The following is a 15,039-nucleotide window of genomic DNA, read 5'->3' as shown; positions in this document are numbered from 1 at the left end:
TTATACCTTACGCTTTAAATGAAACGGATTTTGAGTTTGTACCCATATGGTAGTTTGTTTGGATTTTGAAATATTATGAGATTTTTTCATCTTTAAAAAGAATTGAATTACAAGAATCAAGTATTATTTCCTGCTTAATACGTAACGAAAAACTGTGGCGGTCTTCTTAATTACGCTTTTTGAGATTAAACAATGAACAGCATATCATTAAACGATAAAAAAAATGTATTATAACAAAATTTCTCGCGACCTAAACCGTTTAACTAAATATCTGAAGATTATATATTTATTAGTATGAAAAATTATAAGTTAACCGCACTTTTAATTATTATCACAATACTATTTTCTTGCAAAACTGAAAAGAAACCGGACATTCATTCGGTTTCTAATAATTCAGGTTTTGATAACAGCAATATTGATTCTACTAAGAATCCATGTATTGATTTTGATGGCTTTGCCAATGGTCACTGGAAGAAAAAAAATCCGCTTCCTGCTACTGAAAGCAGATGGGGTGCCTTCGAAATTCTTGATCGGGACAACAAAGTGAAACTGAAAAATATTGTAGACAGCATAAGTAAATTACCTGATCTCAAACCAGGTTCGGAATCTCAGCAGATAGCTGATTTTTACAGATCTTACATGGATACTGCTGCCATAGAAAAATCAGGACTTTCACCGCTTGGCAGCTATTTTGAGCGAATTGATCATCTTAAAGATTATACCGATTGGGTAAACTTCTCCGGGGAACTTCAAAAGCTTGGTGTACCCACTTTTATCAGTTATAAGGTAGAAGCCGACGCTCATAACAATCAGATGAATATTCTTTCGTTAGGGCAAGGCGGACTAACTTTGGGTGATAAAAGCTATTATACTCTAAAAGAGTCTAAAAATGTCAACTTAAAAGACGGAATGATCCGGCACATCGACAATATGTATAAAATTGCAGGCCTTAAAGAGGCCTCCCCTGGTTCCAAAATTTACGAATTGGAGCAAAACGTGGCCGGTCTGCAGCTATCCAGTCTGATGTTGCGGGATCAGATAAAAACCTATAATAAAATGTCTGTCCCGGAACTCAGCCGCATTGCACCACAATTTAATTGGAACGGGTTTTTAAAAGCACAGGGAATTAATACACAGACTGTTATTATTGAAGACCGGGCTTATATGAGCAACTTAACAGCCCTTCTGTACAAAACACCATTAACTGTATTGAAGTTATATACCCGATGGCAGCTTTTATCTCGTTTTGCACCTTACCTTCCCCAGAAATACAGCAATCCTCACTTTGCTTTTTTCGGAACCGTAATGGCTGGAAAAAAAGAACAAAAAAGTCGAATAGATATGGCAATTAAAGAGTTAGAACAAGCATTGGGTATGCCTTTAGGTAAGCTTTTTGTTCAAAGATATTTCCTTGAGCAGGATAAACAAAAGATAGGTGAAATGATTGAAAATGTGCGCTGGGTTTATCATCAGCGTATAGACAGCTTACGCTGGATGAGTAACAGTACTAAAGCTTCGGCACACAAAAAACTTAGCGCTATGACTTTCAAGATCGGATACCCGGACAAATGGCCCGACTATTTCGGTATCTCCATACAACCATCACGTCTGATAGATAATGTTATTTCTGTAGCGGTTTTCCATCATAATGAAAACATCAGGAAAATTGATAAGCCAGTAGATAAAGGTGAATGGCATGCAACACCACAAACCGTTGATGCCTTTTACGATCAATATACTAACAGTGCATGTTTCCCAGCTGGTATCCTGCAGCCTCCTTTTTATAACCATAAAGCAGATGATGCTATAAATTATGGCGCCATAATCGCAGCGATAGGGCATGAAATAACCCATGCTTTTGATGACAGAGGTTCGAAATTCGATGCGTCGGGTAATTTAAATAACTGGTGGACGTCAATAGACAGACATAATTTTGAAAACCTTACAAAACAATACATTGATTATTTTAACCAAATGGAGGGCCAGCCGGGCTTACATATTAACGGACAGCTCACGATAAGTGAAAATATAGCAGATCTCGGTGGACTTACTCTGGCCTATCATGCACTTGAAAAAAGTTATGATAAAAAGAAGCAGCCTAAACCCATTAACGGCTTCACCTGGCAGCAACGTTTCTTTTTAGGATGGGCACAAATGTGGCATGGCAACATCAGTCCTGAAGCTTTACGTAATGAACTGCTGACCAATCCTCATGTCCCTTTCAGGTTTAGGATAAACGGGCCCCTGGCACAATTGAAGGAATTTAAACAAGCTTGGAATTGTGATAAAAAAGGACCGGCCAATTTGAAGAGCAAAGGGATAGAAATTTGGTAACCTGTTTATTCCGGCTGGATAATAACAAACCGAACGAATTTAAATTCATTTTTAATATCTGTCCGTATACGCTGTATGGCTTCGGTGATCTCTTCAGTATCAAGATGTTCTTCCAAATCGATGATCAGCATCAGTATTACCTCTTCCGGTGACTGGTAAGTGGACAGTATATTTTTTACTTTTACAACAGCGGCGTCCTTTTCTGCAAGTCTGGTAATTTTGTCTCTCGTTTCGGAAGCGATTCCTTCCCCCATAAGTAGGCTTCTGCTCTCCCGTGCCAAAATAAAGGAAACAAAAACCAGTAATAATCCTACAATTACAGACGCTAAGCCATCCAGTTCAGGAATTTGCAGTGAATGGCTGAACCACATCAGAATCATTACAATAATAAGCCCTGCCACTGCAGCCCCATCCTCAAAAACAACCAGAAAGCTGGATGGATCTTTACTTTTGACAATCGCATCCCACCATCTCACCCCGTTGCGGGTTTGGTTAAATGCTCTTACAGCGATAATAAAAGAAGTTCCCTCAAAAATAAGTGAAAGAACCAGCACGATATAATTCCAGAAAGGATCTTTCATTATCTCGGGTTCCATCATGTGCGCAATTCCCTGATAGATTGACAGTGCCCCACCCAGACCAAATATTAAAATAGAAACTATGAAAGACCAGAAATAAAGTTCTTTGCCATATCCGAACGGATGTGATTGATCCGGTGCTTTTTTACTCCTTTTTATCCCATAAAGTATAAGCAGCTGGTTAGCGGTATCAACCGTTGAATGAATTCCCTCAGAGATCATGGAGGAGCTGTTTGTAAAACTTCCGGCAATAAATTTTGTCAGCGCAATTAGAAGATTTGCGGCCAGAGCACTGTAAATAGACTTCTGATTATTGTTCATAAATTACTTGTATAAATATGAAAGAAGGTTATTTCTAAGACCGGTTCACTATTATAAGCAATTGATTTTTTTATGAATTGCTCTTAAAAATTCTTCCATTTGTTGTTTTAGTTTCACAACAAAAATCCAGCATTATCTAACTTAAACCTGATCTGTCTTCACTTTTTGATCATTATCACCATTGTTCTCATATTTGATCATGTTACAAAAACCAAGCCGCCGGAAATAACTACCAGACCCAACAGAAAGTGTCGGTATTTACGTTTGTTTAGGATTCTGAAAATATTTCGCAAGGTATTGATTTTAAACATAAAGAATGAATATTTTGAGCTTTAGCAAATCATTTGGATCATCCTTCACAACCTGCCAATAACTACAAACTTTCACTCAGGGCAAAAGTGAGCCGCATTCTGAAGGAACTATAGATCAAAACGCTCATTAATAGCTCCGGAAATTCCGGTTCTCGGATTCCAATTGATGCCTGATCAGGCCGATTTACTTCAGCTCTGCAGCAATAAAGAGACAGAAAAGCGGCGTATGGCATAATTTCATTGAATCACAATCAATTTTTATGATAGAATATTTAATGATTATACAGTCTGAGAATCTCTACTAATTCGGGTATGGATCGTATTTTAAGCTTTTCAAACAACCTGTTTTTGTAAGTGCTAATTGTTGATGAATGGAGATTCAGCAGATTAGAAATTTCTTTGAGCGGAAGACCTTCTGCAAGTTTATTGGCAATCTGCAATTCGCGGTCTGATAGTGCTTCAAGGGGAGAATTTTTTGCCGCACCAGTTAATGATTCTAAAAAAATCGCATCTTTTATATTATCACTGACATACCGGCCTTTACTGAGCATCGATGTTAAAGCAGTCTCAATTACTTCAGTGGAGCTTAGCTTGCTCAAATAACCACCAGCGCCCATTTTCAGATAACGCATCCCATATAACTCTTCATCCTGTGAAGAAAATATTAAAATTTTTAATTCAGGTTGGTGGATCTTTATGTAATCTATTGCTTCCTGAACAGTACCATTAGGCATATTAACATCCATAATGGCCAGATCCGGCTTTTCATTAAGAATTAATTTGTACAACGATTTGTAGTCCTCTACTTCTGAAATGATGGCATCGGGCATTAATCGTTTGATTGTTTGTATTAAACCCATCCGGACGATACCATGATCATCTGCTACTACTATACGAATGTTTGCTTTTAAACCCATTATTCTATAAATTTATGTAAAAAAAGGGAAACTGTAGTACCTTTATCTTCAGCGGAAATGATTTGGATGTTTCCATGCAGCAAGGATATAAAATTTTTTACAATTTTCAAACTTAACCCAACGCCTTTCTCACCAGCAGTTCCCAGAAATACAGGATTACCATAGGTGTAGATCATAGGTAAATACTTTTCATTTATTCCAGTTCCGGAATCAATTACAGAAAGCACAACCTGATCACCTTCTGTAACAGACTGTAAACAAACCTCCTGCCCCGGAAAGGAATATTTTAACGCATTGTTAAAAATTTTGTCTAAAACATATTCAAGCAACAGGCGGTCACTTGTAAGGAACGCATTGCGATCTCCTTTAAAATAAAATTGAATGTTTTTTTCTTTTAATTTAGCAGCGTATTTTTCTTCTAAATAATGAAAAAGATCCATTACCATAATTGTAACGGGTTTAATCTTAAATTCTCCGTATTGCGTTTTTAGCCATGCAATGCTGTCCTGAACGGTTTGCAGATTCTTCCGGGCATCTTTTTTTACCTGTGGCAATAACTTAAAAAAATCTTCCTGACTTATGGTATTCTGCTCCAGCTCTTCTATAAGCCACAGAAAGGTTCCAAACAGTTCTTTTGAGTCATGAGACAATATCGAAATCAGTCCGTTCTTGAAATTGATCTCATTTTCCAGTCTTTCAATTTTTAATTGTAGTTCGTTGATAAAATCATTCATAAAATCCGTTTCAAAGGTTTTAGAAGCTGTTTGAAATTATTTTTTCTGAAAAAAGGCAGAAAGGGTTATATTGTTTAAATGTAAATAAAAACATATTGTTCAGACCTTTCTTCCGGGAACTGCCAAGTTATAAAAAATATCATATTAGTAAAAAGAAAAATCAAATAGAATTTACCTGAAATAGCAAATACGCTACTTTTTTCAACTAAAAACAACTTTGTGCGACATAATATTCCGACAGGCTTTCACCCTGGAAAACGGTTACTTGCATTACGGAAATGAGTAAAAAGATGGTACACGAGACAATATCAACAGAGTATTGATCGCAAAAAGCCGAATGATAATGAAAAATACAAGCTAAAGCAATACCTGATAGATAGACAAACAACCCAAAACACCTCTACAGGTACTGCCAATATTGAGGTTGATAGAACAAAAATCATCCAAGGAAGAAACGTTTGTATATAGAAATACGTCAGGAATCCTTTGGAAAGTTCTTTAGCTTCAGCCAATTGCTATGACGGAGTCACAGCCATAAAAAGAAAGTAAAAGCTATCACAAAATATCGTTAAATTGCCGTAAAGCTATAATAAACATTGACAGAGTAAGTGGTGTTCTCCTTTCCTACCAAACTTTGGGCACCCGCAGGTGGTATGGTATACCTTATGTTCAGTCCCCGGTCCAAAACCGGTGTTCCGTTAAAGAGTATTTTTTGAGGAGTTTTGGATAAGGGTACATTTACAGAACCACCATCCACGCCAATTTGTAAAATGTTTGAATTGATGTCGGTCTGCAGGCCGCCTTTCTTGAAATAATTTTCGTCCGATTTTACATAGAGCTCAAAATTTTCATTGTTGGACAACATAATTTGGTTGGGAATCATTTGTGACTGTCCATCGGTGTATTGGGCTGCGGTATTAAAATTGAAGTTAACATTGCGCCCGGAACTTGGAATCGTAATCTCAGACAGAGGAAGCACCTTCAACTGAACAGCCGTATTCTGCAAACTGTTAATTGTGTTATCTGTACTTCCGGCATTGAAGTTCAATTCAAACGTATAAGTTCCGGCTTCAAAAAAAAAGTTTTTAAAATCTTCCGCAGACACATAAAGCTGCGGAATGAAGCTGTTTCTGTTTCCTGCTACAACACTGAAATTGGCAGCGGAAAAATTCTGGAAGTCGGAAGATAAGGCTTTGGTGGTGAGTGCCGATCCGTTGCTGCCCAATTTAATGTTTGCTATATTTCTTGTTCCCGGAACACCTTTAGAGGAGGTGAACTGAACAGTTGTACCAGCAGCTTTCGCCCAAAAATTAAAATCAACTGTATTTGCGATTTCCGTATTGCCCAAATCCCACACCTTCATGCTTGTATTGCGGTAGTCATTCAAAGAAGAAATTTCTATGTATTTTGTTAAAGAGTTTGCGACCCATCGTATAGCTGAAGGAATAACTAAAATTGTTTTAAAATTATGTGGTGTGAAATCATTATAATTCTGAGTGATATCCATAGAGTAATTCCCGGCCCGGAAGGCATTCGCAGTAAACTGTGAAGCAGGAATTTTAAATGTAAAATTGATATTTCCCCGGTTGAATCCTCCCCCGATACTGAGTGATGGCGGTTCAAACCATTTTATAGCGCTTGTACTGAACGACTGGAAACCTGGTAAATACCCAGAAAGTCCGGTATAAGGCAGCTGGCCGCCCATACTTTCCAACTGCCACAGGAGAGTGGAACTGGGTAAAGTAGATGAGGAAGATGAGTGCGTAAAAGTTGATCCGGAAACAGAGGTAAATGTAGGTGCTGTGGGGAGTAATCCCAAAAAGGCATAATCCCAGTTGGTTCTGTTGGCATTCGTCATTACCCTTGTGGGTACTGAGGTAAATTCGCTCCTGTTAAAAATATTATTTTCAGGAATAGACAGGTACACATCCTGAGCTTTCGTGAATGCAAATCCGCAGAACATGGTAAAAATTCCTATTAGAAAAACCCTCATCTTTTTCATACTTTTAAATTTAAAACTTTTTCACCTTAATGGTGGTGTCTTTCTTCTTATATTCAAAAACCACAGTTTTTGAATAACCATCTTTTGTCACCTGAATAGTTTGGCTGGGTTGTGTATAGCTGTATTTGTCATTTTCAATATAGAGGTTATACTTTCCATCTTTCAGGAAAAACTCAAACTCATTTTTCTGATTAACCACGGCAGTATAGATCGTGCCATCTTCACTTTTTGCATACACTACTATTCCTGTCACATCCGTTTCCAAAACATCGTAAGCCTGTTTGATCTCTGCTAATTTCCCGCTTACCCTTATGTTTTTTACCAAGCCTACTTTTCGGTTAATATTGTTGTGTACCATAATGACAGGATCCATCATCAACCGGGCGCCCGCACTTTCATTCACTTTCAGTGTGTATGTACCTTCAGGCACATTCTGAAAAACTACTTTTCCGTTCTTATCCGTCAACGCTACATAATTGTCCAGTTTTATAATTTCATTGGCAAGTATCGGTTCACCAGATTCCAGAAGTCCATTGGAATTTTTATCTTCAAAGAACTGGAACACCACTTTATGATTCCCGAAAGCTGTAGCGGGGGTAAAATATTTTTTAATCCCCACTCTGAACTGGTAATAACTGCCGCTGGTTGAATATTCAGCCGTAGATTTATAACCGGAAAGATTAAAATAACCTGTGGTGGACCAGGAAGGTGAAATCTTATATTCCAGATTACCAGTGATATTACTATTTAAATTTTTATAAAGCTCCGAATAGAAGGTTCCCGCTGAAAAAGCCCCGGTCAGATTATGATTGAACATCTGGAAATTATAAGAAGCGTATACATTGTAGTTGGCGAAATTACGGCTTACATCATAATAAGAATTTAAATCAAAGACACTGATTGCATTCCATTGGGCTGTCCCGTTGAGGGAGAATGACTTATATCTGTAAGATAAAGTGGTTTTCAGACTGTTGAACCACTCCGGATTATTGTTCTCTTTTGAATAAGAATATTCCGCCGTCAGGTTCAATCCGTGGGCACCTAATGTAGTGCTGATATTGGCTTCCAGCCGGTAAGAAAAAAGTTCCTGCGATGAGTAATAATTGGCTGTTTTCTGCTTTTCAACCTTTGGAGACAATAGAAAATTCCATTTCTTTAAAGAAAACTGATAGCCTAGTCCCAAAGTTTCTGTACTGTTGAAATAATAACGTAAATCAGCGGTATTCCCAGGTTGGATAGGTGCACCCTGGTAACTCAGGAACTCAGGGTCTACCTGCGAATTCTGGTATTGTATAAAAGCGCGCTGAGAAGCCGAAAATTGACGGCCGATCCGCTGATTTGAGAAAAACGATCCCCGTTTGATCCCTGCATAACTTTTGGTCGCAAAGGAATTGACAGATTGTATATCCCATTTCCCTATTTTTCCCTCGTAATGGGCCCCCATTGAAGCTCCTGCATTTTCATCATTATTCGAAAGACCCTTTTCGTGGCTCACTCCTAACTCTGTGCGGATCATGTTTTTATCATTAATTAACAATGATGTAACCGCGTTCGCTATCTGCGTATCTACATTAAAGCGCGGATCATGTTCAAATATATAGGACACTTTCCCATTGAAAGATTTAGCATTACCAAAACTATATTTTGTACCCACCATGGTAGATCCGTCTGTTTGCTGGAAATAAGTACCGTACAGATTATAATTATTTTCAAGCGCAAGAATTTCAATCTGATTATTATTCCCGAATTTGGTAGAAATTTTCCCACCTCTTCCGAAAACAGGGTAATCGTAATCGCTGCTATTAACATTTCCCACCCGTAATACCGTATTTTTTCTCTCCAGTTCCAGCCAGGTATCATATAGATTATAGCGGCCATCCTCATGGTAGTAATCTGCACCAATATTGAAGCGCGATTTCAGGTTATCAGTCACCCGGAACGCTGTATTTCCCCTCAGTTGAAGATAATTGAAACCTGAACTGTTTTCATTATAGCTGATTTCCGCAAAATTACTTCCGCTTACCGCTTCATTTCCACGGGTAATCTGTCTGTTATGTGATAAAACGACCAGGTAAAGCGTATTGCTACCCACGATTTTATTATCTAGCACGTCTGTGACGATGCCATTAATATTAAATTCCGGATAAAGTGTATTCTGTTTTCGGACCTCAATTTTAATTTCCAACGTTTGTTTTTCCAAACCTTCCAGAGATATGGTTTGCTGTTTTGGCATCACTTCCAAGCCATCAGGAATGGATTGCAAATCAATCTTAACGGTTCGTTTACTGTAACCTTGGTTTTCTACAGTAAGCAGAATGGAGGATTGGGGCAAAGCAGGATTAATGAAATTTTCGTATGTAGCCGTATAAATTGCGATGTTTTTGTTCTCTCCTTTAGCAACGAAGAACGAGGCGATTTCGGTTCTGGAGACCGTTGGGGTGGCGTATGAAACCTGGAACCTGATCTCATTGGATCTCAGCTTCATAAAATCTACGTTGGCGATCAGTTTTACAGGAAGCGTTTTAGACTGACCCGCACCTAAGCTAAATTCATTTTTGGGATAGAAAAGCAATCCCGGATAGTTTTCCTGAGGTATGATATTCTGAATAGTAATCTCTTCAGAACTTTTATTCTCAATGACCAGGAAATTAGTAAATGTAGAACCTTTTTCAACAGCTACGCTGTCATTTTCAAAATGGATGTTGATATTCTTATTTTCCTGCGCAAAGGCCAACGAAAAGTGCAGAAGAACAAATACAAAAAATAAGATTGTTCTTCTTAGCACTGATATTGATATTCCATTTTGTGGTTTCAAGGCTTAATTTTAAAATTTAAAGTTTTTTTCTCCTACACGTAAATCATTGGATTCTGCCATTTTAACAATAGCCACACCAAGAAAGTTTCCTGAAATATTCTCCGGTAAAGAAAATTGAACTACCTGATTGGTATCCGGAAGCATGGAGATTGAAATTGCGGGTAATTTTATTTCCTTACCACTGTCTGTGTTGGTGAGTTCAAACTCGACGGTGGCATCATTGATCGTGTTTCCATCATTATGGATGCTTACTGCAACTTTTCTGTTCGCTGCATTCTGATTGCTCACCTCTGCAATATTGGTAATATCCAGACTTTTCACATGGTTCCCCGGTGGAGTATAAAAGATGTGAAGCCCCACCTCAAATAAGGTAATAATACCAATTCCATTCTGAACACGTGCCTTATCTGCCTGCTGAGGAAGCTGGGTGAAAAACAACATGCTGTTCGTAACGGCAGATTGTGATGCGTTTGCAGGAATCTGCATGGTTACTGCAATCTCCTTTGTACTTTTCGCAGGAACAGTTACAGTATTTTCTAAGGTGGATACCCAGGAAGCATTGGAAGTTTTTGAACTGCCTGCTTCAAGATAAACCTTATTTCCGTCTTCTTCTCTGAACCAGTCTTTATAGTTGAGATTAAAAACATAATCCTTATCCGAACTGTTTTGAAGCGTGACTGTCTTTGTTACTTTTTCTCCCGGATTCCCTGTAAAAAACAAGCGTGTAGGCGACATTGAGATGCTTTGTGCCAGAAGTGAAGAAGATCCTGTGAGAATAAAGAAAATGAAAAGGTGAATAAACTTGTGCATGGTGTAAATAGTTTAATAATAAAGATTCCCAAAACTACTGAAAACATAGCAAAAAGGAACCTTTACAAACTGAAAATTTTATTATAAAGCAGTCGCGGTATACGTTACTGTCTGCGTATAAGTTCCGGCCGGTTTACCCAAAATATCAGAAGATGATGATTTTGCTGCTGGAATAGTGTAGTCTAAATTCAGTGTTAATGCACTTCCAAGCGGAGCATTAGCTACCAAAGTCTGATCTGTTGCAGACAACACTACTGCGGTTTTTGTTCCTCCCATACTTCCGGCAGCGGTAGAAGGTTTGATTGTTAAAACATTCACAGGAATCAGGTTGGTTCCGTTCATGAAATTAGCACCTCCTGCTTTTACCTTTACATTAAAGCTCTTTGTGGAAGTAACTTTTAAAGAGTTGGCTTTAGTAACTGTTTGATCAGAATTATAGTCTGTTGCAGTAGCATAGTTAAAGTCAACGGTATTACCAATTGCTGTACTTCCTGCATCAATAGAGATGACATCGTTCAGGGTAATGTTTACCGTTGTGGTTGCAGTGGTATTTTGAGCTTGAACATTATTCGTTCCTAATATGATCGCTCCAATAGTTAAGGCTGGGATTAAGATTAGTTTTTTCATGATGGTAATATTTTATTGTTTTTTTACTTAATTGTTCTCTTTTGTATACTGCAAATCTACAGCAGCGATAAAAGTTTCTTTGTAGTGGAAAACGGAAGTCCATGTAGTAAAATCACTACAGGATTACTCATTGGGCTTACATAAAAAAACCCTCAACACTTTTCAAGTATTGAGGGCATGTATATTAATGTGTTTTTTTATAGAGCAGTCGCGGTATACGTTACTGTCTGCGTATAAGTTCCGGCAGGTTTACCCAAAATATCAGAAGATGATGATTTCGCTGCTGGAATAGTGTAGTCTAAATTCAGTGTTAATGCGCTTCCAAGCGGAGCATTAGCTACCAAAGTCTGATCTGTTGCAGACAACACTACTGCGGTTTTTGTTCCTCCCATACTTCCGGCAGCGGTAGAAGGTTTGATTGTTAAAACATTCACAGGAATCAGGTTGGTTCCGTTCATAAAATTAGCACCTCCTGCTTTTACCTTTACATTAAAGCTCTTTGTGGAAGTAACTTTTAAAGAGTTGGCTTTAGTAACTGTTTGATCAGAATTATAGTCTGCTGCAGTAACGTAGTTAAAGTCAACGGTATTGCCTATTGCAGTACTTCCTGCATCAATAGAGATGACATCGTTCAGGGTAATGTTTACCGTTGTGGTTGCAGTGGTATTTTGAGCTTGAACATTATTGGTTCCTAATATGATCGCTCCAATAGTTAAGGCTGGGATTAAGATTAGTTTTTTCATGATGGGTAATATTTTATTGTTATTTTTTACTTAATTGTTCTCTTTTGTATACTGCAAATCTACAGCAGCGATAAAAGTTTCTTTGTAGTGGAAAACGGAAGTTCATGTAGTAAAATCACTACAGGATTACTCATTGGGCTTACATAAAAAAACCCTCAACACCTGGAAAGTACTGAGGGCATATATATTGATGTGTTTTTTATTATAAAGCAGTCGCGGTATACGTTACTGTCTGCGTATAAGTTCCGGCCGGTTTTCCCAAAATATCAGAAGATGATGATTTTGCTGCTGGAATAGTGTAATCCAGATTCAGTGTTAATGCGCTTCCAAGCGGAGCATTGGCTACTAAGTTTTTTTCTCCTGGAGATAAAACCACTTCGTTTTTTGTTCCGCCCATATTTCCAGGGGCTTCCGCAGCTTTGATTGTCAAAACATCTACAGGGATTGAGTTTGACCCATTGACGAAATTCGGACCCCCTGCTTTTACTTTCACATTAAAGTTCTTTGTGGAAGTAACTTTTAAAGCGTTGGCTTTAGTAACCGTTTGATCAGAATTATAGTCCGCTGCAGTAACATAGTTAAAGGCAACTGTACCACCATTTGCAGTACTTCCTGCGTCGATAGAGATGACATCGTTCAGGGTAATATTTACGTTTGTGGTTGCGGTTGTATTTTGAGCTTGAACATTATTGGTTCCTAATATGATTGCTCCAATAGCTAAGGTTGAGATTGCGATTTGTTTTGTCATGGCAGTAATATTTAATTGTTATTCTTGTTTATTTGTTCTCTTTTGAGCACTACAAATCCACAGGAGTAATAAAGTAGCGGAAAATAGCTACAGATTATTCATTAGGCTAGAAAAGCCCTCAATACTTTCTAAGGGCTTATCTGAATTACTTTTCGTTATTATAGAGCAGTCGCGGTATACGTTACTGTCTGCGTATAAGTTCCGGCAGGTTTACCCAAAATATCAGAAGATGATGATTTCGCTGCTGGAATAGTGTAGTCTAAATTCAGTGTTAATGCACTTCCAAGCGGAGCATTAGCTACCAAAGTCTGGTCTGTTGCAGACAACACTACAGCGGTTTTTGTTCCTCCCATACTTCCGGCAGCGGTAGAAGGTTTGATTGTCAAAACATTCACAGGAATCAGGTTCGTTCCGTTCATGAAATTAGCACCTCCTGCTTTTACCTTTACATTAAAGCTCTTTGTGGAAGTAACTTTTAAAGAGTTGGCTTTAGTAACCGTTTGATCAGAATTATAGTCTGCTGCAGTAACGTAGTTAAAGTCAACGGTATTACCAATTGCTGTACTTCCTGCGTCAATAGAGATGACATCGTTCAGGGTAATGTTTACCGTTGTGGTTGCAGTGGTATTTTGAGCTTGAACATTATTCGTTCCTAATATGATCGCTCCAATAGTTAAGGCTGGGATTAAGATTAGTTTTTTCATGATGGTAATATTTTATTGTTATTTTTTACTTAATTGTTCTCTTTTGTATACTGCAAATCTACAGCGGTGATAAAAGTTTCTTTGTAGTGGAAAAAGGAAGTTCATGTAGTAAATTAACTACACGGTCTATTCATTTGATTTAAAAAGAAAGCCCTCAATACTTTCGAAGTACTGAGGGCTTATATAAAATTGCTTTTCGTTTATTATAAAGCAGTCGCGGTATACGTTATTTTTTGAGTGTAAGTTCCCTGCGGTTTTCCAAGAAGCACCTTGGATGCTTTTTCCGCTGAAATAGAATAAGCAATATTTAAAGACTGTTTGGAACCTAAGCTTGCGTTACTCACCAGCACCTGATCAATTGTAGATAAAGTGACCTCATTCAGGATTCCCGCCAGACTTCCGCCCGGTATGGCTTTTATCTGTAATATATCTACAGGAATTACATTTGCACCGCTTATAAAGTGTGCACCTTCAGATTTTACTTTTACATCAAAATTTTTGGAGGAAATAATGACTAAACTGTTGGGAACGGTTACATTTTTAGATGAATTATAGTCTTTTGTGCTCCCATAGTTAAAATCTACAGCGCCTTCTGAAGCAACAGAGCCAATGTCCATTGCAATAACGTCCGATAAAATAATATTGACTGATGTACTCACCTGCTCTGAATTTTGCGCCTTAACCCATTTGGTTCCTAAGGCGATTGTTCCCAGAGACAGCGCAGCGATAAAGATTTGGTTTTTCATGATTAATAAATTTAAAGAGGTGTAATAAAATATTGTCATTCAGGAACTCAGTATAAAGCTAGTAACATTATCTGACATTACCAAGCCTTTTTTCATCATTGCGTGTATTATCATCATAAAGTTTACAGATTTCAATTACTTTAAATACGGTTTTCCAAGGTAAGGCTATGCTTCTGAAGCTTTAAAAGGTATTATTGATTTCCTTTTTATGATTTGCATACGCACAGAATTACAGCTTCTGCAGATCCAGGTAATACGGCTTCTATTCAATTAATGGAAAGAATTGATCTTAGAAAAGAAAGACATTTTGTGAAAAGTCTATTTTGGAAAAATAACTGGGCAGATGATGTTATTTATGCCATTTTACGTGCAAAGTGGCCTGCAAAATAAACAGCCAACTTCAATTTCAAGATCCATTTTGAAATAATGGGTATTAAAAAATAAAAAACCTCCTGAATGATCAGGAGGTGAAAAAGTGTAAAATGAATTATAAGTTATGTGAAGTGGTGTCCAATAAAACTTTTCTCAACACATCAACGAGCATGCCAAATTACTCACCTGATATTGAATAATATATTTTTGTGGTATTTTTTACAAGAAACTCTTCAGATAAAATCATTTACTGTAACAGGCAAAATACTATAGTACT

At 37.6% G+C, this 15,039-nt stretch carries 12 protein-coding genes; 1 reads left to right on the top strand and 11 read right to left on the bottom strand.

Annotated features, from left to right (window positions below):
- Positions 1 to 294: 294 nt before the first annotated feature.
- The gene (locus ACR1PO_RS17290; protein WP_433987569.1) at positions 295 to 2,334 is read left to right on the top strand and encodes a M13 family metallopeptidase; all 2,040 of its coding nucleotides are present in this window, start codon (positions 295 to 297) and stop codon (positions 2,332 to 2,334) included.
- A 5-nt stretch (positions 2,335 to 2,339) separates the two neighbouring features.
- Here the strand turns inward: ACR1PO_RS17290 and ACR1PO_RS17285 are convergent, their stop codons facing one another.
- The 11 genes from ACR1PO_RS17285 to ACR1PO_RS17235 form a co-directional block, all read right to left on the bottom strand.
- On the bottom strand, positions 2,340 to 3,233 hold the full coding sequence (locus tag ACR1PO_RS17285) for a cation diffusion facilitator family transporter (RefSeq protein ID WP_332386971.1): 894 nt from the start codon (positions 3,231 to 3,233) through the stop codon (positions 2,340 to 2,342).
- A 583-nt stretch (positions 3,234 to 3,816) separates the two neighbouring features.
- Positions 3,817 to 4,461 (bottom strand): response regulator transcription factor, encoded by a 645-nt coding sequence (locus ACR1PO_RS17280; RefSeq protein WP_332386972.1) that lies wholly within the window; start codon positions 4,459 to 4,461, stop codon positions 3,817 to 3,819.
- Positions 4,461 to 5,195, bottom strand: coding sequence for a sensor histidine kinase (locus ACR1PO_RS17275; RefSeq protein WP_433987568.1), 735 nt, complete (start codon positions 5,193 to 5,195; stop codon positions 4,461 to 4,463). The genes ACR1PO_RS17280 and ACR1PO_RS17275 overlap by 1 nt, the downstream gene beginning before the upstream one ends.
- Before the next feature lie 568 nt (positions 5,196 to 5,763).
- Positions 5,764 to 7,197, bottom strand: a complete 1,434-nt coding sequence (locus ACR1PO_RS17270) for a hypothetical protein (RefSeq protein WP_433987567.1) — start codon at positions 7,195 to 7,197, stop codon at positions 5,764 to 5,766.
- A gap of 10 nt (positions 7,198 to 7,207) precedes the next feature.
- Complete coding sequence (locus tag ACR1PO_RS17265) at positions 7,208 to 10,012, bottom strand: hypothetical protein (protein WP_433987566.1); 2,805 nt, start codon at positions 10,010 to 10,012, stop codon at positions 7,208 to 7,210.
- Positions 10,013 to 10,021: 9 nt separating this feature from the next.
- Positions 10,022 to 10,822 carry a fimbrial biogenesis chaperone gene (locus tag ACR1PO_RS17260; protein ID WP_332386977.1) on the bottom strand — a complete coding sequence of 267 codons (801 nt, stop codon included), beginning with the start codon at positions 10,820 to 10,822 and terminating at the stop codon, positions 10,022 to 10,024.
- Positions 10,823 to 10,903: 81 nt separating this feature from the next.
- Positions 10,904 to 11,449 carry a peptidoglycan-binding protein LysM gene (locus ACR1PO_RS17255; protein ID WP_433987565.1) on the bottom strand — a complete coding sequence of 182 codons (546 nt, stop codon included), beginning with the start codon at positions 11,447 to 11,449 and terminating at the stop codon, positions 10,904 to 10,906.
- Between the two features lie 197 nt (positions 11,450 to 11,646).
- The gene (locus ACR1PO_RS17250; RefSeq protein WP_332386942.1) at positions 11,647 to 12,192 is read right to left on the bottom strand and encodes a peptidoglycan-binding protein LysM; all 546 of its coding nucleotides are present in this window, start codon (positions 12,190 to 12,192) and stop codon (positions 11,647 to 11,649) included.
- A 202-nt stretch (positions 12,193 to 12,394) separates the two neighbouring features.
- The gene (locus ACR1PO_RS17245) at positions 12,395 to 12,940 is read right to left on the bottom strand and encodes a peptidoglycan-binding protein LysM (RefSeq protein ID WP_332386979.1); all 546 of its coding nucleotides are present in this window, start codon (positions 12,938 to 12,940) and stop codon (positions 12,395 to 12,397) included.
- 158 nt (positions 12,941 to 13,098) lie between these two features.
- The gene (locus tag ACR1PO_RS17240; protein ID WP_332386942.1) at positions 13,099 to 13,644 is read right to left on the bottom strand and encodes a peptidoglycan-binding protein LysM; all 546 of its coding nucleotides are present in this window, start codon (positions 13,642 to 13,644) and stop codon (positions 13,099 to 13,101) included.
- 203 nt (positions 13,645 to 13,847) lie between these two features.
- A complete protein-coding gene (locus tag ACR1PO_RS17235; RefSeq protein WP_332386980.1) occupies positions 13,848 to 14,390 on the bottom strand; it encodes a peptidoglycan-binding protein LysM in 543 nt (180 codons plus the stop codon).
- Positions 14,391 to 15,039 lie beyond the last annotated feature (649 nt).

It is taken from the genome of Chryseobacterium amylolyticum (genome assembly GCF_051011775.1).
In the GTDB taxonomy this organism is placed as follows: Bacteria; Bacteroidota; Bacteroidia; order Flavobacteriales; family Weeksellaceae; genus Chryseobacterium.
Note: the sequence above shows the minus strand (reverse complement) of the source record. Positions and strands in the feature narration are given on the sequence as shown.

What these genes read in the sequence shown, in the direction of transcription:
- ACR1PO_RS17290 (WP_433987569.1), top strand. Translation starts at nt 295, where the DNA reads ATGAAAAATTATAAGTTAACCGCACTTTTAATTATTATCACAATACTA.
- ACR1PO_RS17285 (WP_332386971.1), bottom strand. Translation starts at nt 3,233, where the DNA reads ATGAACAATAATCAGAAGTCTATTTACAGTGCTCTGGCCGCAAATCTT.
- ACR1PO_RS17280 (WP_332386972.1), bottom strand. Translation starts at nt 4,461, where the DNA reads ATGGGTTTAAAAGCAAACATTCGTATAGTAGTAGCAGATGATCATGGT.
- ACR1PO_RS17275 (WP_433987568.1), bottom strand. Translation starts at nt 5,195, where the DNA reads ATGAATGATTTTATCAACGAACTACAATTAAAAATTGAAAGACTGGAA.
- ACR1PO_RS17270 (WP_433987567.1), bottom strand. Translation starts at nt 7,197, where the DNA reads ATGAAAAAGATGAGGGTTTTTCTAATAGGAATTTTTACCATGTTCTGC.
- ACR1PO_RS17260 (WP_332386977.1), bottom strand. Translation starts at nt 10,822, where the DNA reads ATGCACAAGTTTATTCACCTTTTCATTTTCTTTATTCTCACAGGATCT.
- ACR1PO_RS17255 (WP_433987565.1), bottom strand. Translation starts at nt 11,449, where the DNA reads ATGAAAAAACTAATCTTAATCCCAGCCTTAACTATTGGAGCGATCATA.
- ACR1PO_RS17250 (WP_332386942.1), bottom strand. Translation starts at nt 12,192, where the DNA reads ATGAAAAAACTAATCTTAATCCCAGCCTTAACTATTGGAGCGATCATA.
- ACR1PO_RS17245 (WP_332386979.1), bottom strand. Translation starts at nt 12,940, where the DNA reads ATGACAAAACAAATCGCAATCTCAACCTTAGCTATTGGAGCAATCATA.
- ACR1PO_RS17240 (WP_332386942.1), bottom strand. Translation starts at nt 13,644, where the DNA reads ATGAAAAAACTAATCTTAATCCCAGCCTTAACTATTGGAGCGATCATA.
- ACR1PO_RS17235 (WP_332386980.1), bottom strand. Translation starts at nt 14,390, where the DNA reads ATGAAAAACCAAATCTTTATCGCTGCGCTGTCTCTGGGAACAATCGCC.